Source organism: Saccharopolyspora sp. SCSIO 74807 (assembly GCF_037023755.1).
GTDB lineage: Bacteria > Actinomycetota > Actinomycetes > Mycobacteriales > Pseudonocardiaceae > Saccharopolyspora_C > Saccharopolyspora_C galaxeae.
Window position 1 is genome coordinate 4301698 of the sequence record NZ_CP146100.1, and the last position, 22174, is coordinate 4323871.

Consider the following 22174-nt stretch of genomic DNA (forward strand, 5'->3'; position numbering starts at 1 on the left):
AACCGGCACATCGCCGGATTTCCCGATTCCCCCGCGAAGCCACATTGCCCCGCGAAGCCACGTCGCTTCCGCGATAGGCCGAAGCATGGAACCGCGCTGCACCGCGGGAACGGTCGATTTCCGAGATCGGCACGGTCGGTTCGGAACGATCGCGCCCTGCGCCGCTAACCGACAGCCGCTCGCGCTTCGGTAATCGTCCGACTGCAGGTGGCCCGAGCCCGGGTCCCGGGGCTGGGCGGGCTCCCGGCGTTGGGCGGGGTCTCGGTGCTGGGTGGGGTTCGGCTGTTCTGCTGCTTGCTCATCCATGAGCCCGAGTATCCGGCCTCGAACAGTCGTTCGCCATAGCTTGATCGGGTGGATCAACGCACCGGATCTCCCCGCGCGCTGTGCGTCGCCGGGCGGACTTCTCCCGAATCGGCCCCGGCTCGCCGAAAGCCGCGACCGCAGTGAGTCATGCCTCTTCCGCTGGCGACGCACCGACGATTCGACGGGAAAATTGCGCGGCGATCGCAAATGTGATGGTCATCCCCTACCGGTTTGGTCAGCGGTCAGGTTAGCCTAACCATACAGGCTCGCGGCATCGCCGCAGCGCACCGCGCGCCGTTGTGGGAGGAAAGGACGCAATGGACCGAACTGGCATCAGCGGCCGAACGGCCGTGGTGACCGGAGCCGCCCGCGGGATCGGTGCCACGGTCGCCCACGCGCTGGGCGAGCTGGGGGCCACCGTGGCCGCTGTGGACGTCGACGCGGAAGGGCTCGACGAGCTCGCCGCGGCCGCGCAAGCCAAGCAGCGCCGGATGCTGGCCTGCCCGGCCGACGTCGCCGATGCCTACGCGGCACGGGCCGCGGTGCGCCGCGCGGAGGACGAAGCAGGTCCGGTCGACATCCTGGTCAACGTCGCCGGAGTGCTGCACCCCGGCAAGGTCGCTGAGCTTTCCGACGCCGACTGGCACCGGACCTTCGCGGTGAACACCAACGGCGTGTTCCACATGTGCCGCGCGGCCGCAGAGCTGATGATCCCGCGCAGCCGCGGCGCCATCGTCACGGTCGGTTCCAACGCGGCGGGCGTCCCGCGTCAGGGAATGGCCGCCTACGGCGCGTCCAAAGCAGCGGCCACGCTGTTCACCAAATCCCTCGGCCTGGAGCTGGCCGAGCACGGCATTCGTTGCAACGTGGTCTCGCCGGGCTCCACCGACACCCCGATGCAGCACGCCCTGTGGGACCAGCAGGGTGCCGCCGCGGTGATCGCCGGCTCGCCGGAAACGTTCAAAACCGGCATCCCGCTGGGCAAGCTGGCCACCGCGGAGGACATCGCGGAGGCGGTGGTGTTCCTGGTCTCCGAGCAGGCCGGGCACATCACCATGCACGACCTCTACGTGGACGGTGGCGCCACGCTGCGCGCCTGAGACCGCGCGCCCGGCCCACTCCGCAACGCCTCGCACGGAAGGCTCACATGACCACTGACAGCGACACCGGCACCGGCATGTTCCGGGACACCGCGGACGCGGCCGAACTCCTCGCGGAGTACGCGGCGGGCTCGTCGTTCTTCTTCGCCTCTCCGCGCGGTTCGATGCTGGCCCGCGGGGTGGACGCCACGGTGCCCAAGACGACGTGCGCCTCCGGGCGCTCCGGGCTTCCCCGGCGGGTGGCGGATTTCCTGCGCCATGCCGAGGAATTCGGCCGCCGCGATCCGCTCGTGGTGGGTGCGGTGCCGTTCGACGGGGATCTGCCCGCGCACCTGGTGCTGCCCAGCGAGGTCGTCCGCGCGCAACCGCTGGGCGAGTCGGCGGTGGTGGCCCCGGCGGCGGAATCGGCCGGCGGCGACTACGAACTGCGCCAGGTGCCTGCGCCGGGCGAGTACGAGCGGGCGGTGGAGCGGGTGCTCAAACGGCTGCGCAGCGCCGAGTTGAGCAAGGTGGTGCTGGCCCGCTCGCTGGAACTGTCCACTGCGGACCGAATCGATCCGGCGCGGATGCTGCGCAATCTGGCCGCCGCCGATCCCGGCGGCTACACCTACGCGGTCGACCTGCCGCGGCGCGGCGCCGACGGTTCGCGGGACAACTTCGGCCCGCAGCCCGAACTCGCGCGCACGCTGCTGGGCGCGAGCCCGGAGCTGCTGGTGTCGCGGCACGGCACCCAGGTGCGGGCGAACCCGATGGCCGGCTCCCGCCCGCGCAGCGACGACCCGGCCGAGGACCGCCGCCGCGCCGCGGAGCTGCTGGAGTCGGACAAGGACCTGCGCGAGCACGCCGCCGTCGTGGAGGCGGTCGCGGACGCGTTGCGCCCGTACTGCACCGAACTCGTCGTCCCGGAGCGTCCGTCGGTGCGCAGCACGGCCGCGATGTGGCACCTGGCGACCGAGGTGACCGGTGAGCTCGCCGACCCCGCCACCTCGTCGCTGCAGCTGGCGGTGGCGATGCACCCGACGCCCGCGGTGTGCGGTACTCCGCCGGAACCCGCGCGGCAGGCCATCGCCGAGGCCGAGCCGTTCGAGCGCGGCTTCTACACCGGGATGGTCGGCTGGTGCGACGCGGCCGGTGACGGCGAGTGGGTCGTGACGATCCGCTGCGCGGAGATCGAAGATGCGGCGCTGCGGCTGTACGCGGGCGCGGGAATCGTCGAGGGCTCCGATCCGGCCGAGGAGCTCGCCGAAACCTCCGCCAAATTCCGCACCGCGTTGTCGGCCATGGGGTGGTCCGGCGCGCTGTAGTCGCACCCGTTCTTGGCCAATGATCGAAGAGGAATGCACGATGCTGCCCGGATGTCCCACTTGGCCCGAAGATTTCGCCCGCCGCTACCGGCGAGCCGGTTACTGGCGCGGGGAGACCTTCGGCGCGCTGCTGCGCGCCCGCGCGGCCGAGCGCGGTGATCGGGTCGCGATCGTCGATGAGCGGCGCCGGATCACCTACGCCGAGCTCGACGAGCGCGCGGACCGGCTGGCCGCCGGGTTGCGTGAGCTGGGGATTGCCCGGCAGGACCGCGTCGTGGTGCAGCTGCCGAACATCGCGGAGTTCTTCGAGGTGTGCTTCGCGCTGTTCCGGCTGGGCGCGGTGCCGGTGTTCGCGCTGCCGTCGCACCGGCTGACCGAGGTGTCCTACTTCTGCGAGTTCAGCGCCGCCGCTGCCTACATCACCTGCGACGTGGAGGCCGGGTTCGACCACCGCACGCTGGCCGCCGAGGTGGCGGGGAAGGTGCCGGGGCTGGGGCGGGTGCTCATCGCGGGCGATCCGGGCGACTCCGGCTTCACCGCGCTGTCCGATGTGGACGCAGAGCTGTCCGAACTGGACGGACCGGATCCCGGCGACATCGCCTTCCTGCAGTTGTCCGGCGGTAGCACCGGTGTTCCGAAGCTGATCCCGCGCACCCACGACGACTACCTGTACTCGTTCCGCGCCAGCAACGACATCTGCGGTGTCACCGCGGACACGGTGTACCTGGCGGCGCTGCCGATCGCGCACAACTTCCCGATGAGTTCCCCGGGAACGTTCGGCGTGCTGCACGCGGGAGGCCGGGTGGTGCTCGCGCGGCGCTCCAGCCCGGACGAGGTCTTCCCGCTCGTCGAAACCGAACGGGCCACGCTGGTGGCGGCCGTGCCGCCGCTGGCGCTGGTGTGGCTGGACGCGGCCGAGCACACCGAGCACGACCTCTCCAGCCTGCGAGTGCTGCAGATCGGCGGCGCGAAGTGCAGCGAGGAGGTCGCGCGCCGGGTGCGGCCGGTGCTGGGGGCGACGCTGCAGCAGGTCTTCGGCATGGCCGAGGGCTTGGTGAACTACACGCGGCTGGACGATCCGGAAGAGGTCATCGTCGGCACGCAGGGCCGTCCGATCTCCCCGGACGACGAGGTCCTGGTGGTCGATGACGACGACAACCCCGTCGCAGCAGGGGAAACCGGGCACCTGCTCACCCGCGGTCCGTACACCATCCGCGGCTACTACGACGCCGAGGAGCACAACGCGAAGGCGTTCACGCCGGAAGGCTTCTACCGCACCGGCGACGTCGTCCGATTCACCCCGGAAGGCAACATCGTGGTCGAGGGCCGCGCCAAGGACCAGATCAACCGCGGTGGCGAGAAGGTCGCCGCCGAAGAGGTGGAGAACCACCTGCTGGCGCACCCGTCGGTGCACGACGCCGCGGTGGTGTCCATGCCGGACCCGTACCTCGGCGAGCGCACCTGCGCCTTCGTGGTGCCGCGCGGGGAAGCGCCGAAACCGCGAGAGCTGATCAAGTTCGTCCGGCAGCGCGGGCTGGCCGGCTACAAGGTGCCCGACCGCGTCGAGTTCGTCGACCGGTTCCCGCAGACCGGCGTCGGCAAGGTCAGCAAGCGCGACCTGCGCGCGGCGATCGAGCGGGACCTCGTCCCCGGACTCCAGCGGCGCTGAACGGATTTCGCAGCGAGGACAGGAGGAATCACCGGTGGGGTTGCCGACGATCGCGCCGTATCCCGTGCCGCGGCAGGACGACCTGCCGCCGAACCGGGTGGATTGGCGAGCGGATCCGGCGCGCGCGGTGCTGCTGGTGCACGACATGGAACGCCACTTCGTGGGCGCGTACGCGCCGGAAGGCGAACCGCTCAGCGAGGTCGTGCCGAACATCCGCGCACTGGCCGCGCAGGCGCGCCAGGCCGGGGTGCCGGTGGTCTACTGCGCCCAGCCCAGCGGGCAGAGCCCGCAGCAGCGCGGGCTGCAGCTGGAGTGGTGGGGGCCGGGCGTGGCCGACGCCGCGCAGGAAGCCATCATCGAGGAACTCGCGCCCGAACCCGGCGACGTGCGGATGACGAAGTGGCGCTACAGCGCTTTCCAGCGCACCGAGCTGCGTTCGATGCTGCACGAGTGGGGACGCGACCAGCTGGTGATCACCGGCATCTACGCGCACATCGGCTGCCTGATGACCGCGGCGGAGGCGTTCCAGCAGGAGGTGCAGGCGTTCCTGGTGGCCGACGCGGTCGCGGACTTCTCCGCGGAGGAGCACGCGATGGCGCTGCGCTACGCGGCGAAGCGGTGCGCGGTGGTCGAGTCGGCCGAACGGCTCGTCAAGGATCTCGCGGGCAGCGCGGTGACGGGAGTGGAGAACCGATGAGCGCGAAGCTGACCCTGGACGACGTGCGGGCCGACGTGGCGGAACTGCTCTACGAGGACCCTTCCGAGCTCGCCGACGACGAGAACCTGCTGGACTGGGGCCTGGATTCGGTGCGGATCATGAGCCTGGTGGAGCGGTGGCGCAGGCTCGGCGTGCAGATCACCTTCGCGGACCTGGCAGAACGTCCGAGCCTGGCGGACTGGTGGAGCGTGCTGGAGCCGAAGGTCGCCGAAGCGCAGGACTGAGTTCGCGGCGGGCGGTTTCGCCATCGGCCCGATTCGGCGCTGAGCGGCGCGAATCAGCGGGGAGCACCGCGGACCGCGGGTCGGTCGAGCTCCGCCCGGCGCAACGCCTTCGGCGATTCACTCGACCAGCAGCCGGTTCAACCGCGCGGCCACCGTGGCACGCCGCCAGTCGTGCACCGGCAGCGCTTCGAGCAGCACCTCGTGCACCTCGATGTCGTGCTTGCCGACTTCCGCGTCGGCCAGCCGCCACAGCGCCTCGGCGTCCCGCGCGGCCAGCACCGCACCGCGCACGCCGGTGATCAGGTCTTCGCGCTCCTCGTGGATCAGCGGCGCTTCCGAAGCGGGCAGCAGCGGACCGTGCAGCTCGAGCGCGGCCGAGACCTCTCCTGCGCGCAATGCCTTGCGCAGGCGCAGGAAATCCGCGTCGACCTCGGCGGCGAGCCGGTACGGCTTGGTGCCCACCACGTCGTGCCCGAGCTGCGCGCGCAGCCGGTGGATCTCCGCGCGCACGGTCACCGGGTTGCCCTGCTCGCCGTGCAGCGCCAGTGCGAGCTGTTCGGCGTTGACGCCGTCCGGGCGCAGCGCCAGCACGGCCAGCAGCTCCGCGCGGCGGGGGCTCAGCGCGACTTCGCGGCCGCGCAGCCGCGCGGTCGGACGGGGAGTGAGGAAGTCGAGCCGCAACGTCGGCGCGCGCGTCTTGGACGCGGGTGACGGTGCGCGCAGCAGGTAGCCGTCGTCCAGCGGCTCGATCCGCGCCTCGCGGCCGGACAGCAGCAGCGCCCCGTCCGGCCGGTCCAGCTCGACCCGTTCCGGCAGCGCCAGATCACCGGGCTCGGCGGCGATCACGCGGCCGGAGGAACTCAGCAGCGCGGCCGGTTCGCCCTGCAACGCGTGCAACGCGTGCAGGTTCCGCTCCCGCAGCTGCTCGTCGCGGCGCGTCATCCGCTCCCGCAGCTCGCTTTCCACCAGCGTCGCGGCGGCCGATACCAGCGCGGGCAACGCCGGGTGCATCGTGTGCAACGGGCCGCTGAGGTCGATGGCACCGAGCAGCCGCCCGGTCTCCGGGTCGTGCACCGGCGACGCCGCGCAGGTCCACGAGTGGTAGCGGCGCACCAGGTGTTCGGCGGAGTGGATCTGCACCGGCAACCCGGTCGCGAGCGTGGTGCCCATCGCGTTGGTGCCGATCGACGACTCCGCCCACCGGGTGCCCTCCGCCAGCCACACCCGGTCGGCGTCGCGGCAGACGTCGCGGTGGCCCTCCCGCCACAGGATGTTCCCGTCCGCGTCGGTGACGATCATGATGTGCGTGGTGCCGTCCGCGGCGTCCAGCAACGTCCGGCGCAGCAGCGGCACGCACTCCGCCAGCGGATGCGCCGCCCGCACGTCGCAGAGCTGATCGGAGCCGAAAGTGACCGGGGGTTCCCAGCGCTCCGGGTCCACGCTGGCCGCCAGCGACCGCTGCCACGACTCGGACACCACCGCGCGGGGCGCTCGCGGTGCGGGCTGCCCGGAGAGCACGGCGGTGTGCACCCGCCGCAGCAGGTGGGCCCGCTCCAGCGGGTCGGCCGGGGTGTCGTCGGTGTGGTTCATGGCTCCTGTACGCCGCGGGATCTTCACCGGTGGTCCGGTGCGCCGCACCTGCTCGTGGAACCGTCCTCGCGGTCTCGCGCGGGCGGTGCTCGCGGGCTGCTCCGGTGGTGCGCCGTACCACGCCCGTTCGGCTCATCCTGAACGGTGACGCTCGTTACGAGCAACCATCCTCACCCCAATGCTGCTCGCCGCGGCAACGCATCTGCAACGTCGCGCTCCGTAGGTTCCCCGCCCGAGACCGCACAACGTCGTACGGGAGGCACCAGATGACCCGCTTCGCAGCGCCGGGCACCGAGGGATCGGTCGTCGAATACAAGTCGCGCTACGACCACTTCATCGGTGGCGAATACGTGTCCCCGGCCAAGGGTGGTTACTTCGACAACCCCACGCCGGTCAACGGGCAGGTCTTCACCGAGATCGCCCGCGGCACCGCGGACGACGTGGAACGAGCCGTGGACGCCGCCGAAGGCGCGGCCGCCGCGTGGGGCCGCACCGCACCCACCGAGCGAGCGGGGACGCTGCTGGCGATCGCCGACCGCATGGAGCAGAACCTGCAGAAGCTCGCGGTCGCCGAGAGCTGGGAGAACGGCAAGCCGATCCGGGAGTGCCTGGCCGCGGACATCCCGCTGGCGATCGACCACTTCCGCTACTTCGCGGGCGCGCTGCGCGCGCAGGAAGGGTCGCTCTCGCAGATCGACGAGAACACCGTCGCCTACCACTTCCACGAGCCGCTGGGCGTGGTCGGGCAGATCATCCCGTGGAACTTCCCGATCCTGATGGCGGTGTGGAAGATCGCCCCGGCGCTGGCGGGCGGCAACGCGATCGTGCTCAAGCCCGCCGAGCAGACGCCCGCATCGATCCACGTGCTGCTGGAGGTCATCGGGGACCTGCTGCCGCCGGGCGTGCTCAACGTGGTCAACGGTTTCGGCGTCGAAGCGGGCAAACCGCTGGCGTCGAACTCCCGCATCCGCAAGGTCGCCTTCACCGGCGAGACCACCACCGGGCGGCTGATCCTGCAGTACGCCAGCGAGAACATCATCCCGGTGACCGTGGAACTGGGCGGCAAGAGCCCGAACATCTTCTTCGACGACGTCGCCGCGCAGCGCGACGCCTTCTACGACAAGGCGATCGAGGGCTTCACGATGTTCGCGCTCAACCAGGGCGAGGTGTGCACCTGCCCGTCCCGGGCGCTGGTGCAGCGCGGCATCTACCAGGACTTCATCGCCGACGCGGTCGCGCGCACCGAGACCATCAAGCAGGGGCACCCGCTGGACACCGAAACCCAGGTGGGCGCGCAGGCCAGCAACGACCAGCTGGAGAAGATCCTCGCCTACATCGACATCGGCAAGCAGGAAGGCGCCAAGATCCGCACCGGCGGTGAGCGCGTCGACCTCGGCGGGGAGCTGTCCGGCGGCTACTACGTGCAGCCCACGATCTTCGAGGGGCACAACAAGCAGCGGATCTTCCAGGAGGAGATCTTCGGCCCGGTCGTGTCGGTGGCCTCGTTCGACGACTACGACGACGCGCTCAAGACCGCCAACGACACCCTCTACGGCCTCGGCGCGGGCGTGTGGTCGCGGGACGGCAACACCGCCTACAAGGCGGGCCGGGACATCCAGGCGGGCCGGGTGTGGGTGAACAACTACCACGCCTACCCGGCGCACGCGGCCTTCGGCGGCTACAAGCAGTCCGGCATCGGCCGCGAGACGCACAAGATGATGCTCGACCACTACCAGCAGACGAAGAACCTGCTGGTCAGCTACTCGGACAGCGCCCAAGGGCTGTTCTGATGGACGAGCCCGGCCGAGTGGCCGTGACGCCGGAGGCGGCGGAGCTGATCCGCCGCCTCCGCGGCGAGCACGGCCCGGTGATGTTCCACCAGAGCGGCGGCTGCTGCGACGGCAGCGCACCGATGTGCTACCCGCAGGGCGAGTTCCGCACCGGGGTGTCCGACGTGCATCTCGGCGATCTGGCCGTGGACGACGAGGACGGCGCGCCGAATCCGGTCCCGGTGTGGATGTCCGGCCCGCAATACGAGTACTGGCAGCACACCCACCTGACCATCGACGTCGTGCAGGGGCGGGGCAGTGGTTTCTCCCTGGAGGCGCCCGAAGGCGTGCGCTTCCTGATCCGCTCGCGGCTGTTCACCGACGAGGAATGGGCCGCGCTGGGTTCGCGCTGAACCACCCGTTTGCTCGGGTGCGGCCCGCCCGGCCGCACCCGCTCACGGCCACGGGACCTGCGGGGAGCGGGTGAACCCGATGCCCGCCGCCTCCCAGCGCGGTGCTTGCGCGGCCAGCCGCGCCCGGAACGACTCCCAGTCGTGCGTCGCGGCCGGGGACCAGCCGAGTTCGGCGATCGCGGGCAGCCGGGGGAACGCCATCACCTCCAGTTGCGCGGAGTTCTCCAGCGTCTCGGTCCAGATCGGCGCTTCCACGCCGAGCACGGACTCCTCGCCGACGCCCTGCAGGTGCGCGGCCGGGTCCCAGCCGTAGGCGTCGGCGACCTCGACGTAGCCGGCCCAGCTCAGGCCGAGTTCGGTCGACTCGTCGTACTTCATGTCCAGGTAGGACCTGTTCGCGGGCGACATGAGGATCTTGCTGCCGCGCGCGGCGGCGGCCGCGACCTCGGCCGCCTCCGGGTCGGCAGGATCGGTTCCCCAGTACTGCACCACCGCCGGATTCTGCGGTGTCGCCTTGGCGTACTCGTGCCAGCCGACGACGGTCTTGCCGTGCGCGCGCACGATCGGCAGCGCGCGGCGCATGAACGCCCGGTACTGCTCATCGGTCGTCGCATCCGCCTCGTCACCGCCGATGTGCAGGTAGGGGCCGGGCGTGAGCGCGGCGATCTCGCCGATCACCTCGTCCAGGAACCGGTACGAGATGTCCTTGTCCACGCACAGCGAGCTGAACCCGACCTCGATGCCGGTGTAGAGCGGCGGCGCCACACCGTCGCAGTTGAGCTCCGCGTAGGACGACAACGCGGCGTTGGTGTGCCCCGGAACGTCGATCTCGGGGACGATCGTGATGTGCCGCGAAGCGGCGTAGCGCACGATCTCGGCGTAGTCCTGCTGGGTGTAGAAGCCGCCGGGGCCGCCGCCGACCTCGGTGCTGCCGCCGTGCTCGGTCAGCCGCGGCCAGGACTCGATCTCGATGCGCCAGCCCTGGTCGTCGCTCAGGTGCAGGTGCAGAAAGTTGATCTTGTAGCGCGCGATCTGGTCGATGTAGCGCTTGACCTGCTCGACGCCGAAGAAGTGCCGCGCCACGTCGAGCATCGCCGCGCGGTGGCCGAACCGGGGCCGGTCGGCGATCGCACCGCCCGGGATCGGCCACGGCCCGGGCTGCGGGCCCGCGCTCTCGATCTGCGGAGGCAGCAGCTGCCGCAGCGTCTGCACGCCGTTGAACAGCCCCTCGGGCGTTCCCGCGCGCAACGTGACGGTTTCGGCGGTGACTTCGAGGCGGTATCCGGCTTGGCCGAGCCCCGCGTCATCGAGGCGCAGCACGAGATCGCCCCGTTCGCCGGTCGGCAAGGCGTAGCCGGTCGCCGGGCGCAGCACACCCGCGAGGTACTCGGCGACCGCTGCGGCCGCCGGGTCCGCGCCGATCGCGCTGTCCGGCCCCAGCTCGAAGCGCACGCCCGGCGCCTCCCGCACCGACTCCGGCACCGGGATCACCTGCTGCATCCGAGTTCCCTGCGCCGCACGTGCGGATGGTGCGGCGCCCAGCGCGCCCGCCGCGACGGCGCCGCCGAACAGGGCCATCGCCGCACGCCGCGGGAACTCGATCGGGAAGTGGTTCATCGGCTCGCTCCCGGCTCGGAAGATCGTGCAGACCAAAGGTATAGACCACGATCCGCCGCCGGGAGCGGCCGAACGGACGTATCGGGCACCGAGCCGGCCCGCACGATCAGCGCAGGCTCACTCCCGCCGACCGCGCAGCGCTCCGCGCAAGCCGTCCAGCACCGCCGGGTCCTCGATCGTCGAGGGAACCTTCGCGTCGCCGGTGTCGGCGATCTCGCGCATCGACTTGCGCAGGATCTTGCCGGAGCGCGTCTTCGGCAGCCCGTCCACCACGTCGACGTCGCGGAACGCCGCCACCGGCCCGATCTGCTCGCGCACCGCGGCGACCAGCTCCGCGCGCAGCGTCTCGTCGTCGATCTCCACGCCGGACTTGAGCACCACGAATCCGCGCGGCACCTGGCCCTTCAGCGGGTCGTGCACCCCGATCACCGCGCATTCGGCCACCGCCGGGTTCCCCGCCAGCACCGCCTCGATCGAACCCGTCGACAACCGGTGCCCGGCCACGTTGATCACGTCGTCGGTGCGCCCCATGACGAACACGTAGCCGTCCTCGTCGATGTAGCCGCTGTCGCCGGTGCGGTAGTAGCCGGGGTAGCGGGACATGTACGACTCGTGGAACCGCGCGTCGTCGTTCCACAACGTCGGCAGCATCCCCGGCGGCAGCGGCTGCTTGATGCAGATCGCGCCCTCGGTACCGGCCGGTGCCTGCTGCCCGGACTGGTCCAGCACCCGGACGTCGAAACCGGGCACCGGCACGGTCGGCGAACCCGGCTTGACCGGCATCGGCTCCAGCCCGCGCAGGTTCGCGCAGATCGGCCAGCCCGTCTCGGTCTGCCACCAGTGGTCGATCACCGGAATCCGCAGCCGGTCCACGGCCCACTGGTACGTCTCGGGATCCAGCCGCTCGCCTGCCAGGAAAAGGGTCTGCAGGCTGGAGATGTCGTAGCGGTCGAGCTCCCGCGCCTCCGGATCGACCCGCTTGATCGCGCGGAACGCGGTCGGTGCGGTGAACAGCGCCTTCACCCGGTGCTCGGAGATCACGCGCCAGAACGCACCGGCATCCGGCGTGCCCACCGGCTTGCCCTCGTAGACCACCGTGGTCGCCCCGGCCAGCAGCGGCGCGTACACGATGTAGGTGTGCCCGACGACCCAGCCCACGTCGGAGGCCGTCCAGAACACGTCGCCGGGCCCGATGTCGTAGATCGCGCCCATCGACCAGTGCAGCGCCACCGCGTGCCCGCCGTTGTCCCGCACGACGCCCTTGGGGCGGCCGGTGGTGCCGGAGGTGTAGAGCACGTAGAGGGGATCGGTCGCCGCGACCGGCACGCAGTCGGCAGGTTCGGCCGTCGCGACTAGTTCGTCCCAATCGACGTCGTCCGGGCCGAGCTCGGCGGGGGCCTGCGGCCGCTGCAACATCACCACACCGCCCGCGGGCCGGTGCTCGGACATCCGCAGCGCCTCGTCGACGATCGGCTTGTACTCCACCACCCGATTCGGCTCGAGCCCGCAGGAGGCGGCCACGATCACCGCCGGCTGGGCATCGTCGATGCGCGCGGCGAGCTCCTTGGGCGCGAATCCGCCGAAGACCACCGAGTGCACCGCCCCGATCCGCGCGCAGGCCAGCATCGCCACCAGCGCTTCCGGGACCATCGGCAGGTAGATGATCACCCGATCGCCCTTGCCGACACCGCGCGAGCGCAACGCGCCCGCGAACCGCGCGACCCGGTCCAGCATCTCCTGGTAGCTCCAGCTGAGCTGCTCACCGGCCATTGCGGAGTCCCAGATCACCGCGGTCCGCGCGCCGTGCCCGTCCCGCACGTGCCGGTCCAGCGCGTTGAAGCAGGTGTTGAGCACACCGTCGGCGAACCACCGCCCGGAATCCGCCAGCGCCCGCTCCGGTGCCCGGTCCCATTCGATGCCGCGGGCGGCATCGAGCCAGAACCCGTCCGGATCGGACAGACTGCGCCGGTGCGCGTCGGCGTAGGCGCCCATGACCACGACCTCCCACGTGCGGCTGTTCAGGTGCCGAAGTCCTACCGCACGGCACCCGTTCGCGCCAACAACCTGCGGCCACCGGTCGGAATACCCGCCGCCGCGCGCCGTGTTGGGCGGGTGGCACCGCACCCGTGCCGCCGTCCCCGGCGAGCGTCCACAACGGACCGCAGGAGTGCCCCGAACTGCGGCGGCGAGCGGGCCTCGCGACGAGCGGTCCTCCCGCTTCGCCCGCGCCGAACCGGTGCGCGGACCGGCTCGTGCAGCTCGGCGCCCTCGCCCGCCCGCTTGGCGCGACACGCCCGGAACTGCGCGAATGACCGGTGATCCATGGAACACAATTCGCCGGGAGGGGAGGCGGCGGAGCTAACGCGGGATGCGGCGCGACCGACAACCGTGATGGAGGTGCCAGGTAGTGATGAGTGCGGATACGACGGTGCGCGAAGCCGGGCCGGACGGCTCCGGTGGGGCCGGTGAACTGCCGACCACGCCGAGCAGCGTGGTGTGGAGCCGCGGCCACTCGTTCGTCCTCGAAGGCGTGGGCGGCCGGGCGCGCTGGGCCGGTGTCGACGACCGCGGCCGCGCCCGCTTCCTCACCGATGCCGAGCTGCAGCGGCGCGGCTGGAGCCACGCCCGTCGCTGAACGGAGCCACCCGCGCACCCGGCTCGGCGCAGCCACGGCCGCCACGGCCGGTGCCGGGGGCGTGTGGCACCCTGACGCGAGTGGACGCCGAGCGTCCATCGGGCCGGAGGCGCAGGTGAGCGCCGTACGGCGGATCGCACAACCGTGTCAGGGAGGGCTGTGGTGCAGGACGCCGACGGCACCACGGCCGGACCGCGTGGCCGGGGTGGGGCGCAGGATTCGGTGCCCCCGGAACCGTCCCGGCATCCGGCTCCGGACCGATCGGAACCGGGCGAGCACCCCGAGGCGTGCGAGCATCCCGAACCAGGCGAGCACGCGGCGCAGCCACCGGCGGACGACTCCGCGCAGCGACCGGCGGACTCGTCCGGTCCGGATGACGCCGAAACCGCAGCCCCGCCCGATCCCGGCATCGCGCACATCAAAGAGGTCGCCGCGAACGTCTGGGACGACCCCTGGCTGACCTGGCCGAACCTGCTCAGCGTGCTGCGCCTGGCCGGTGTCCCGCTGTTCCTCTGGCTGCTGCTGGGGCCGCAGCAGGACCTGCTTGCCCTGCTGGTGCTGGTGATCAGCGGGGCCACCGACTGGCTCGACGGCAAGCTCGCCCGCTGGCTGAACCAGTACAGCCGCGTCGGCGAGCTGCTCGACCCGGGTGCCGACCGGCTCTACATCGTCGCGACGCTGATCGCCTTCGTGCTCCGGGACGTGATCCCGTGGTGGGCCGCGGTGGCGCTGATCGGCCGCGACGTGGTGCTGACGCTGTGCTTGCCGGTGCTGCGCTGGCACGGGTTCGAGCCGCCCGAGGTGCACTACCTCGGCAAGGCCGCGACCTTCTGCCTGATGTACGCGTTCCCGCTGTTGCTGCTGGTGCAGGAGGACTTCGCGTTCGAGCAGGTCGTGCGCCCGCTGGCGTACGCCTTCACCGGCTGGGGCGGCGTGCTGTACGTGTGGGCCGGTGTGCTGTACCTGATCCAGGTCTTCGCGACCGTGCGGCTGGCCAGATCGAACCGGACCTGACCGCGGCGCAGCCGGCCGCAGTGCGCGTGCGCTGCCGGCGCCACCCGCGCTGCGGAGTTGATCACGTCGCGGCTGCCTTGCGGTCCGCTGCGGCCTCGACCTACGCTCGCGACGCCCGCGGCGATCATCGCGGGTGAGGCGGAGGCGCTGCGAAGTCCCGCCGGCCGAGCGACCAGGAAGGCGGGACCCAAGTGGCCCCGGAAGGGATCAAGTACACCGAAGACCACGAGTGGGTGCTGCGCACCGGCGAGGACACCGTCCGGGTCGGCATCACCGACTACGCCCAGCAGCAGCTCGGCGACGTGGTGTTCGTCCAGCTGCCCGATGCGGGCGAGGCGGTGCAGGCCGGTGGCGGCATCGGCGAGGTGGAGTCGACCAAGAGCGTCTCGGACATCTACGCCCCGGTCGCCGGCGAGGTCGTCGCCCGCAACGAGCGGCTCGACGAGCAGCCCGAGCTGGTCAACTCCGCGCCGTTCGGCGACGGCTGGATGCTCGAGATCAAGCTGGCCGACCCGGCGGCGCCGGACGCGCTGCTCGGCCCGGAGGACTACCAAGCCGTCATCGACCAGGCATGATCGTCGATCTCCGCACCGCGGCCGGATCGTTGTGGGACTCCCGCGTCTGCCACCTGGAACGGCGCGGTACGTTGGAACGCACTTGCACGACCCATCCGCGCAGAGGAGAGCTCAGGTGAGCCAGAACGACGGGCCCGGCGGCGTTCCGCCGGAGCAGTCACCGGAGACCACCTCGGTCTTCAGGCCGTTCCTGTCGGAATCGGAGAGCACCGAGAGTGCGGCTCCGGAGCCTGCGGCCTCCGGAGTCGACGCGCTGCCCGCCGGGTCCGCCCTGCTGGTGGTCAAGCGCGGCCCGAACGCGGGGTCGCGATTCCTGCTCGACCGGGAGACCACCAGCTCGGGTCGGCACCCCGACAGCGACATATTCCTCGACGACGTCACCGTTTCCCGTCGCCACGCCGAGTTCCGGCGCGAGGGCAGCGACTTCGTCGTCGTGGACGTGGGCAGCTTGAACGGGACCTACGTCAACCGGGAACCGGTGGACACCTCGGTGCTGGCCAACGGCGACGAGGTGCAGATCGGCAAGTTCCGGCTGGTGTTCCTGACCGGGCCGATCGACGGCGGCCAGGGACGCTGAAGGTCCGCGGCCGTTCCGCGACGGGGCGGCGTCCACGGCGCCGCCCCGACGGCATCCGAGGCGATCGTCCGATCGCGGCACCGGAGGCGATCATCCGATCGCCGGGTGCGGAGCCGCCGGTCCGTCCTCGCCCGATGCCCTCCGCGAGGCTCTGACCAGCGGTTGGCCGTTGGGGCTGCGGTGTATCGTTGCTGTGGGCGTCGTTGCGCTGCAGCAACCGGCAGGGCGCGGGAACTCCCCGTTCGCCCGGAGCCCGCAGCGGGCGAACGATCTCGGCAGCATCGCGAACGGCACCGGCGAGCGGAACCGGAGTCGGTCGACGAACAAGGGCCTGCACCGGCGGCACCGGCGTTCGCGCGCGGTCCGGCGAGCAGGCGGTACGAACCGGAAAAAGCCGTTCAGCGAGCGGAAAATCCGGCCGGAGGCGATGGCCAGTGGTAGGCGTGTCCGCCGTATCGCGGGTAGCGTCGGAGGCGTCGGTGCGCGATCCTCGACCAAGGATGTCACGCTTCGGCGCGCTGGAGGAGGCGATGAGACGATGAGCAGCGAGATGCGCGTCGTCGGCGTGCGAGTGGAACTACCAGCCAACCAGCCGATTCTGCTGCTGCGCGAAACCGACGGTGAGCGGTACTTGCCGATCTGGATCGGATCGGTGGAGGCCACCGCGATCGCGCTGGAGCAGCAGGGTGTGCGGCCGGCCAGACCCCTGACCCACGATCTGCTCAAGGACGTCATCGGCGCCCTCGGGCGGGATCTGGAGCAGGTGCGGATCACCGATCTGCAGGAGGGCACGTTCTTCGCCGAGCTGATCTTCGACGGGGACGTGCGGGTCTCGGCCCGCCCGAGCGACTCGGTCGCGCTGGCGCTGCGGGTCGGGGTGCCGATCCACGCCGACGAATCGGTGCTGGACGAAGCCGGGCTGATCATCCCGGACGAGCAGGAGGACGAGGTCGAGAAGTTCCGGGAGTTCCTGGACTCGGTCTCGCCGGAGGACTTCCGGGGCGCGGATACCTGACCGCCCCGGTGCGCCACGACGGCTCCCGCTGCCGAGAGGCACGGGAGCCGTTCGCATTTCCGGCCCGGTGGCGGGGAATTCCCGGTGGGGTGTCCGCCCGGCGGGGGTGCGTCCGCGCGTCGCGTTGACCCGCCCACGGGGTGGGCTTACCGTCGTTGCAACGCGAATTGCTCCGATGTGATTTTCCAGGTCGGGCGCTCGCGGCCCGGTCGCGGGAGCTCCGGGGCGGCAGCCGCCCGGTGCGGTTGTTCCCGGTGGTTCGCCGGCCCCGGTGGCCGGACGAGGGGAGGCAGGCGTGGTGGAGCGAGCACCCGGCGAAGATTCCGCGCAGCAGCCGGAACCGATGGCCGACCCCGCGTTGCCGGATCCCGCGCTGCCGGACGAACTCGTCGGCTACCGCGGACCCGCGGCCTGCCAGATCGCCGGAATCACCTACCGGCAGCTCGACTACTGGGCCAGGACCAAGCTGGTCGGCCCGTCCATCCGCAGCGCCGCCGGTTCGGGTTCGCAGCGGTTGTACTCGTTCAAGGACATCCTGGTGCTGAAGGTGGTCAAGCGGCTGCTGGACACCGGGGTCTCGTTGCACAACATCCGGCTGGCGGTGGAGCACCTGCGCGGCCGCGGGGTGCGCGACCTGGCGAAGATCACGTTGTTCAGCGACGGCACCACGGTCTACGAGTGCACCTCCGCGGAAGAGGTCGTCGACCTGCTGCAGGGCGGGCAGGGCGTGTTCGGCATCGCGGTCAGCGGTGCGATGCGGGAGATCACCGGCACCATCCACGAGTTCCCGGCGGAAAGAGCCGACACCGCCGACCCCGAAGAGCCCGTCGATGACGAGCTGTCCCGCAGGCGTCGGGACCGGCAAACGGGCTGAACCGGTTCGGCGGCCCCGGCCCGGGGATTTCGCGTGGACACGGTGCGTGCGCAGCGCGTCCGGTGCGTGGGACGTTCGGACGCGACGAAGATCGCACCGGTCGGCGCTCACTGGATCGGGTAGGGTGCGAGGCATCGCAGACCCCGTGCGGGAGAGTCCGCCGGTGATCCGGTCGCCGGCGGCGCCGAAGGAGCAAACCCTCCCCGACAACCTCTCAGGCGGCTGGACCGCACGGGCGAGATACCTCTGGAAAGAGGTGCCACCGGACGAGGTGGCGCCCGCCGACGGTGCAAGTCCGGTCCGACCGGGCGAAGCTCTCAGGCGTTCGCGATGCGGACAGTGACAGAGGGGGAGGGCAGCACACAACGCTGCCGCCCTGTGTCCGCTGCGATGAATGAGGTGTGGCGATGACGACCGAAGACCGGATCCCGCTGGCCGCCCTGGAACACGGAACCCCGTTCGCCGACCGCCACGTCGGGCCGCTGCCCGCCGAACTGGCCCGGATGCTGGACGTGATCGGCGTCGGCTCGCTGGAGGAACTCGCCCAGTCCGCGGTGCCGTCCGGCATCCGCGAGCGCGACCTGCACTTGGCGCTGCCGGAACCGGCGACGGAGGCGGAGGCGCTCGCCGAGCTGCGCGAGCGCGCGAGCCGCAACCGGCCGCACACCGAGATGATCGGGCTCGGCTACCACCCGACGATCACGCCGCCGGTGATCCGCCGCAACGTGCTGGAGAACCCGGCGTGGTACACCGCCTACACGCCGTACCAGCCGGAGATCTCGCAGGGCCGCCTGGAGGCGCTGCTGAACTTCCAGACCATGGTCGCGGACCTGACCGGGGTGCCGGTCTCGAACTCCTCGATGCTGGACGAGTCCACCGCCGCGGCCGAGGGCATGACCCTGGTGCGCCGCGCGGGACGGAACAAGTCGCCGCGGTTCGTCGTGGACGCCGACACCATGCCGCAGACGCGTTCGGTGATCGAGACCCGTGCCGAGCCGCTGGGCATCGAGATCGTCGAGGCCGACCTCTCCGCCGGTCCGCAGGGCCTGCCGGAGGGGGACTTCTTCGGTGCGCTGCTGGCCTACCCGGGCGCATCGGGCGCGCTGCGCGACCACGAGGCGATCATCGCCGAGGTGCACGAGCGCGGCGCGATGGCCGTGGTCAGCGCCGACCTGCTGGCGCTGACGCTGCTGCGCGCGCCGGGGGAGATCGGTGCCGACGTCGTGGTCGGCACGACGCAGCGCTTCGGCGTGCCGATGGGCTTCGGCGGCCCGCACGCCGGGTACATGGCGGTGCGCAAGGGCATCGAGCGGCAGTTGCCCGGCAGGCTGGTCGGGGTGAGCGTGGACGCCGACGGGGATCAGGCTTACCGGCTCGCGCTGCAGACCCGTGAGCAGCACATCCGCCGCGAGAAGGCCACCAGCAACATCTGCACCGCGCAGGTCCTGCTGGCCGTGATGTCGTCGATGTACGCGGTCTACCACGGCCCGGGCGGGCTGCGCGCCATCGCGCAGCGGGCGCACCGGATGGCGGCGGTGCTGGCCGAGCGGCTGCGCCGCGGCGGGGTCGAGGTCGTGCACGCGGAGTTCTTCGACACGATCGTCACGCGGGTGCCGGGCCGGGCGGCGGAGGTCGTCGACGCCGCTCGCGGCGAGGGGATCAACCTGCGCCACATCGACGCCGACCACGTGGGCCTCAGCTGCGACGAGACCACCACCCGGGAGACGCTGCTGAAGGTCCTCAGCGCGTTCGGGTTCGGTGGCGAGACGCTGACCGGGGTGGACGAGCTGGACGCGGAGACGGCCGACGCGCTGCCCACCGCACTGCTGCGCACGTCCGACTACATGACGCACCCGGTGTTCCACACGCACCGCTCGGAGACCTCGCTGCTGCGTTACCTGCGCAAGCTCTCGGACACCGACCTGGCGCTGGACCGCAGCATGATCCCGCTGGGCTCGTGCACGATGAAGCTCAACGCCACCGCCGAGATGGAGCCGGTGACCTGGCCCGAGTTCGCCGAGGTGCACCCGTTCGCACCCGGGCAGGACGCGGCGGGGCTGCTCGAGGTGGTGCACGACCTGGAGCGCTGGCTGACCGAGATCACCGGCTACGACGCGGTCAGCGTGCAGCCGAACGCGGGCAGCCAGGGCGAATTCGCCGGTCTGCTGGCCATCCGCGCCTACCACCACAGCCGTGGTGAGGCGGCGCGGGACGTCTGCCTGATCCCGGCCAGCGCGCACGGCACGAACGCCGCCAGCGCCGTGATGGCCGGGCTGCGCGTGGTCGTGGTGCGCTGCGACGACCAGGGCAACATCGAGATGGACCACCTGCGCGAGGTCGTCGAGCAGCACCGCGACGACCTGGCCGGGATCATGATCACTTACCCGTCCACGCACGGCGTCTACGAGGACACCGTGCAACAGGTGTGCGGGCTGGTGCACGACGCGGGCGGGCAGGTCTACGTCGACGGCGCGAACCTCAACGCGCTGATCGGGCTGGCCCGGATGGGCCGGTTCGGCGCGGACGTCTCGCACCTGAACCTGCACAAGACGTTCTGCATCCCGCACGGCGGCGGTGGTCCCGGCGTGGGGCCGATCGGTGTTCGCGCGCACCTGGCGCCGTTCCTGCCGAACCACCCGCTGCAGCCCGCGGCCGGTCCCGAGACCGGGGTCGGCCCGATCAGCGCCGCGCCGTGGGGCAGCGCCTCGATCCTGCCGATCTCCTGGGCCTACGTGCGGATGATGGGTTCGGACGGGCTGCGCCGGGCCACGCTGACCGCGGTCGCCGCGGCCAACTACGTGGCGCGGCGGTTGGACGAGTACTTCCCGGTGCTCTACACCGGCTCCGGCGGGTTCGTCGCCCACGAGTGCATCCTGGACCTGCGCCCGATCACCAAGTCCAGCGGTGTGACCGTGGACGACGTGGCCAAGCGGCTCGCCGACTACGGGCTGCACGCGCCGACGATGTCGTTCCCGGTCGCGGGCACGTTGATGGTGGAGCCGACCGAGAGCGAGAACCTCGCCGAACTCGACCGGTTCTGCGCGGCGATGATCGCCATCCGCGGGGAGATCGACAAGGTGGCCGCCGGGCAGTGGCCCGCCGACGACAACCCGCTGGTGCAGGCGCCGCACACCGCCCCGGCGCTGGCCGGTACGTGGGAGCACGCCTACACGCGCGCCGAGGCCGCCTACCCGCTGGGCACCTCGGAGGCGAAGGTGTGGCCTGCCGTTCGCCGCATCGACGGCGCGCGCGGTGACCGCAACCTCGTGTGCTCGTGCCCTCCGCTTTCGGCCTACGAGGCATGATCGCGCGGGGGTGAGCGGGCGACCGGCCGGATGCACTACGGTGGGCGGTTCCATCCGACCGCCTCCGAGAGGAGTGCAGCAATGCTCACGATCAGCGAGAGCGCAGCCGAGGTCATCAAGGTCGTGCTGGCCGGTGGTGAATCGGGCGAGAGCTCGGGGCTGCGGATCGCGCCGGTCGCCAACGCGTCCGGTGAGGGCGAGCTCCAGGCGGCCATCGCCAGCGAGCCGCAGGCCGACGACGAGGTGGTCGAGGAGTCCGGTGCCCGGGTGTTCCTCGAGCCGCAGGCCGCGTCGCTGCTCGGGGACAAGGTCCTCGACGCCGAGCGCGACGACAACGGTGAGCTGAGCCTGGCCGTTCGGGAATGAGCTGATCGGCCCGCCGCCGCGTGGTGGCGGGCCGATTTCGTTCGGATCGAAGTGCGGCTCGCTGGGCGGAGTCGCTTTGGAACCGGAGTTGTTCAGGGACCGAAGCCGCTTTCTGCCCGGAGCCCCTTTAGGACCCGGAGCCCCTTTAGGACCCGGAGCCGCTTTAGGGCCGGAAATCGTTTCAGGGCTGGGAATCGCTCAACTCGGAACGAGCTGCCTCGGCCGTTTCCGCCGCCAGCAGCCCCGCGCAGACCTCGATCAGCCGGGTGCGCAATCCGCCCGCCTCATCGGCGAATTCGCGTTGCCGCGCCGCGTATTCGGCGCGCCCTTCCGCCGTTTCCACCGCGATCGGTTCGTATCCGAGTTCGCGCAGGTCGTACGGGCTCGCGCGCATGTCGACCGCGCGGATGCGCGCGGCCAGGTCGAAGCAGTCGGCGATCAGCTCGGACGGCACCAGCGGGTCGAGCTTGTAGGCCCACTTGAACAGGTCCATGTTGTTGTGCAGGCAGCCCGGCTGTTCCATCGCGACCTGATCGGCGCGGGTCGGTTGCAGCGCATTCAGCGGCCGGGCCTGCGGGGTGAAGAATCGGAAGGCGTCGTGGTGGCTGCATCGGATCTGCATGGACTCCACGACTTCATCGGTGCCGCGGTGCCCGAGTCGCAACGGCCAGGAAGCGTGCCGCACGTCCTCCGGCGTGGTGCGGTACAGCATGGCCCACTCGTGCAGGCCGAAGCAGCCCAGGAACGGCCGCCGGTCTTGCACCGCGGTCAGCAGGTCCCGCACGAAACGCGCGGTGTCCAGGCGTTTCGCCGTGCGTGCCGCGGGGGACAGTGCGACGCCTTGCGGCAGCGCGACGTAGCCGCGCCGGTCCAGGAACTCCTCGCCGCCCGCGAGCGCGACGCCGAGGCCGGGTTGCCAGCGCTCCAGCAGCGACGGGCGGTGCGAGTAGTAGGTGAACAGGAAGTCCATCACCGGGTGCGGGATGCCCTCGCGCCGCCTGCGGCGATGCGGTTCGGTCCACTGCCGCACCCGCTGCCGATGCGCGGCTCGGCGTGCGCGCCACTCCTGCTCGGCAAGCACTTGCATAGTGCGGCCAGGATAG

The 22174-nt window shown here is 71.2% G+C and carries 19 protein-coding genes and 1 riboswitch; of the genes, 15 read left to right on the plus strand and 4 right to left on the minus strand.

Features of this window, described 5'->3' with window-relative positions; genetic code table 11:
* Positions 1-623 precede the first annotated feature (623 nt).
* From V1457_RS19695 to V1457_RS19715, 5 genes are read left to right on the plus strand one after another with little or no spacing between them, the layout of a single operon-like run.
* The gene (locus V1457_RS19695) at positions 624-1406 is read left to right on the plus strand and encodes a 2,3-dihydro-2,3-dihydroxybenzoate dehydrogenase (RefSeq protein WP_338596035.1); all 783 of its coding nucleotides are present in this window, start codon (positions 624-626) and stop codon (positions 1404-1406) included.
* Between the two features lie 47 nt (positions 1407-1453).
* Positions 1454-2710, plus strand: a complete 1257-nt coding sequence (gene dhbC / locus V1457_RS19700; protein WP_338596036.1) for an isochorismate synthase DhbC — start codon at positions 1454-1456, stop codon at positions 2708-2710.
* A gap of 19 nt (positions 2711-2729) precedes the next feature.
* Positions 2730-4379: a (2,3-dihydroxybenzoyl)adenylate synthase gene (locus tag V1457_RS19705; protein ID WP_338596037.1), complete on the plus strand. Its 1650-nt coding sequence runs from the start codon at positions 2730-2732 to the stop codon at positions 4377-4379.
* A gap of 34 nt (positions 4380-4413) precedes the next feature.
* Positions 4414-5076 carry an isochorismatase family protein gene (locus V1457_RS19710; protein WP_295147976.1) on the plus strand — a complete coding sequence of 221 codons (663 nt, stop codon included), beginning with the start codon at positions 4414-4416 and terminating at the stop codon, positions 5074-5076.
* Entirely contained in the window at positions 5073-5321 is a 249-nt protein-coding gene (locus V1457_RS19715; RefSeq protein WP_200070741.1) for a phosphopantetheine-binding protein, read from the plus strand. The genes V1457_RS19710 and V1457_RS19715 overlap by 4 nt, the downstream gene beginning before the upstream one ends.
* A 117-nt stretch (positions 5322-5438) precedes the next feature.
* On the opposite strand, the gene V1457_RS19720 is transcribed toward V1457_RS19715, so the two are convergent.
* Entirely contained in the window at positions 5439-6911 is a 1473-nt protein-coding gene (locus tag V1457_RS19720; RefSeq protein ID WP_200070740.1) for a GAF domain-containing protein, read from the minus strand.
* A gap of 266 nt (positions 6912-7177) precedes the next feature.
* Between V1457_RS19720 and V1457_RS19725 the strand changes: the two genes are divergently transcribed.
* Both V1457_RS19725 and V1457_RS19730 read left to right on the plus strand, forming a co-directional pair.
* Entirely contained in the window at positions 7178-8701 is a 1524-nt protein-coding gene (locus V1457_RS19725) for an aldehyde dehydrogenase family protein (RefSeq protein ID WP_200070739.1), read from the plus strand.
* Positions 8701-9093 carry a DUF779 domain-containing protein gene (locus V1457_RS19730; RefSeq protein WP_295146010.1) on the plus strand — a complete coding sequence of 131 codons (393 nt, stop codon included), beginning with the start codon at positions 8701-8703 and terminating at the stop codon, positions 9091-9093. Before V1457_RS19725 ends, V1457_RS19730 begins: the two co-directional genes overlap by 1 nt.
* A gap of 42 nt (positions 9094-9135) precedes the next feature.
* Here the strand turns inward: V1457_RS19730 and V1457_RS19735 are convergent, their stop codons facing one another.
* Complete coding sequence (locus V1457_RS19735; RefSeq protein WP_338596039.1) at positions 9136-10710, minus strand: beta-N-acetylhexosaminidase; 1575 nt, start codon at positions 10708-10710, stop codon at positions 9136-9138.
* 117 nt (positions 10711-10827) lie between these two features.
* On the minus strand, positions 10828-12702 hold the full coding sequence (locus V1457_RS19740) for a propionyl-CoA synthetase (protein ID WP_338596040.1): 1875 nt from the start codon (positions 12700-12702) through the stop codon (positions 10828-10830).
* Between the two features lie 418 nt (positions 12703-13120).
* Here V1457_RS19740 and V1457_RS19745 point away from each other — a divergent pair, with 418 nt between their 5' ends.
* The 8 genes from V1457_RS19745 (at position 13121) to V1457_RS19780 (ending at position 21071) form a co-directional block, all read left to right on the plus strand.
* On the plus strand, positions 13121-13345 hold the full coding sequence (locus V1457_RS19745; RefSeq protein ID WP_295147005.1) for a hypothetical protein: 225 nt from the start codon (positions 13121-13123) through the stop codon (positions 13343-13345).
* Between the two features lie 408 nt (positions 13346-13753).
* Positions 13754-14359 carry a CDP-alcohol phosphatidyltransferase family protein gene (locus tag V1457_RS19750; RefSeq protein ID WP_200070815.1) on the plus strand — a complete coding sequence of 202 codons (606 nt, stop codon included), beginning with the start codon at positions 13754-13756 and terminating at the stop codon, positions 14357-14359.
* 191 nt (positions 14360-14550) lie between these two features.
* Entirely contained in the window at positions 14551-14934 is a 384-nt protein-coding gene (gene gcvH / locus V1457_RS19755) for a glycine cleavage system protein GcvH (protein ID WP_200070734.1), read from the plus strand.
* Positions 14935-15049: 115 nt separating this feature from the next.
* Positions 15050-15511 (plus strand): glycogen accumulation regulator GarA, encoded by a 462-nt coding sequence (gene garA / locus V1457_RS19760; RefSeq protein ID WP_200070733.1) that lies wholly within the window; start codon positions 15050-15052, stop codon positions 15509-15511.
* A gap of 538 nt (positions 15512-16049) precedes the next feature.
* On the plus strand, positions 16050-16526 hold the full coding sequence (locus V1457_RS19765; protein ID WP_200070732.1) for a bifunctional nuclease family protein: 477 nt from the start codon (positions 16050-16052) through the stop codon (positions 16524-16526).
* A gap of 343 nt (positions 16527-16869) precedes the next feature.
* The gene (locus V1457_RS19770) at positions 16870-17400 is read left to right on the plus strand and encodes a MerR family transcriptional regulator (protein ID WP_200070814.1); all 531 of its coding nucleotides are present in this window, start codon (positions 16870-16872) and stop codon (positions 17398-17400) included.
* 138 nt (positions 17401-17538) lie between these two features.
* A riboswitch (glycine riboswitch) is annotated at positions 17539-17640 on the plus strand.
* Between the two features lie 167 nt (positions 17641-17807).
* The gene (gene gcvP, locus V1457_RS19775) at positions 17808-20705 is read left to right on the plus strand and encodes an aminomethyl-transferring glycine dehydrogenase (RefSeq protein WP_200070731.1); all 2898 of its coding nucleotides are present in this window, start codon (positions 17808-17810) and stop codon (positions 20703-20705) included.
* 81 nt (positions 20706-20786) lie between these two features.
* Entirely contained in the window at positions 20787-21071 is a 285-nt protein-coding gene (locus V1457_RS19780) for a HesB/YadR/YfhF-family protein (protein WP_200070730.1), read from the plus strand.
* Between the two features lie 181 nt (positions 21072-21252).
* On the opposite strand, the gene V1457_RS19785 is transcribed toward V1457_RS19780, so the two are convergent.
* The gene (locus V1457_RS19785) at positions 21253-22158 is read right to left on the minus strand and encodes a 3-methyladenine DNA glycosylase (RefSeq protein ID WP_200070729.1); all 906 of its coding nucleotides are present in this window, start codon (positions 22156-22158) and stop codon (positions 21253-21255) included.
* Between the last annotated feature and the right edge of the window lie 16 nt (positions 22159-22174).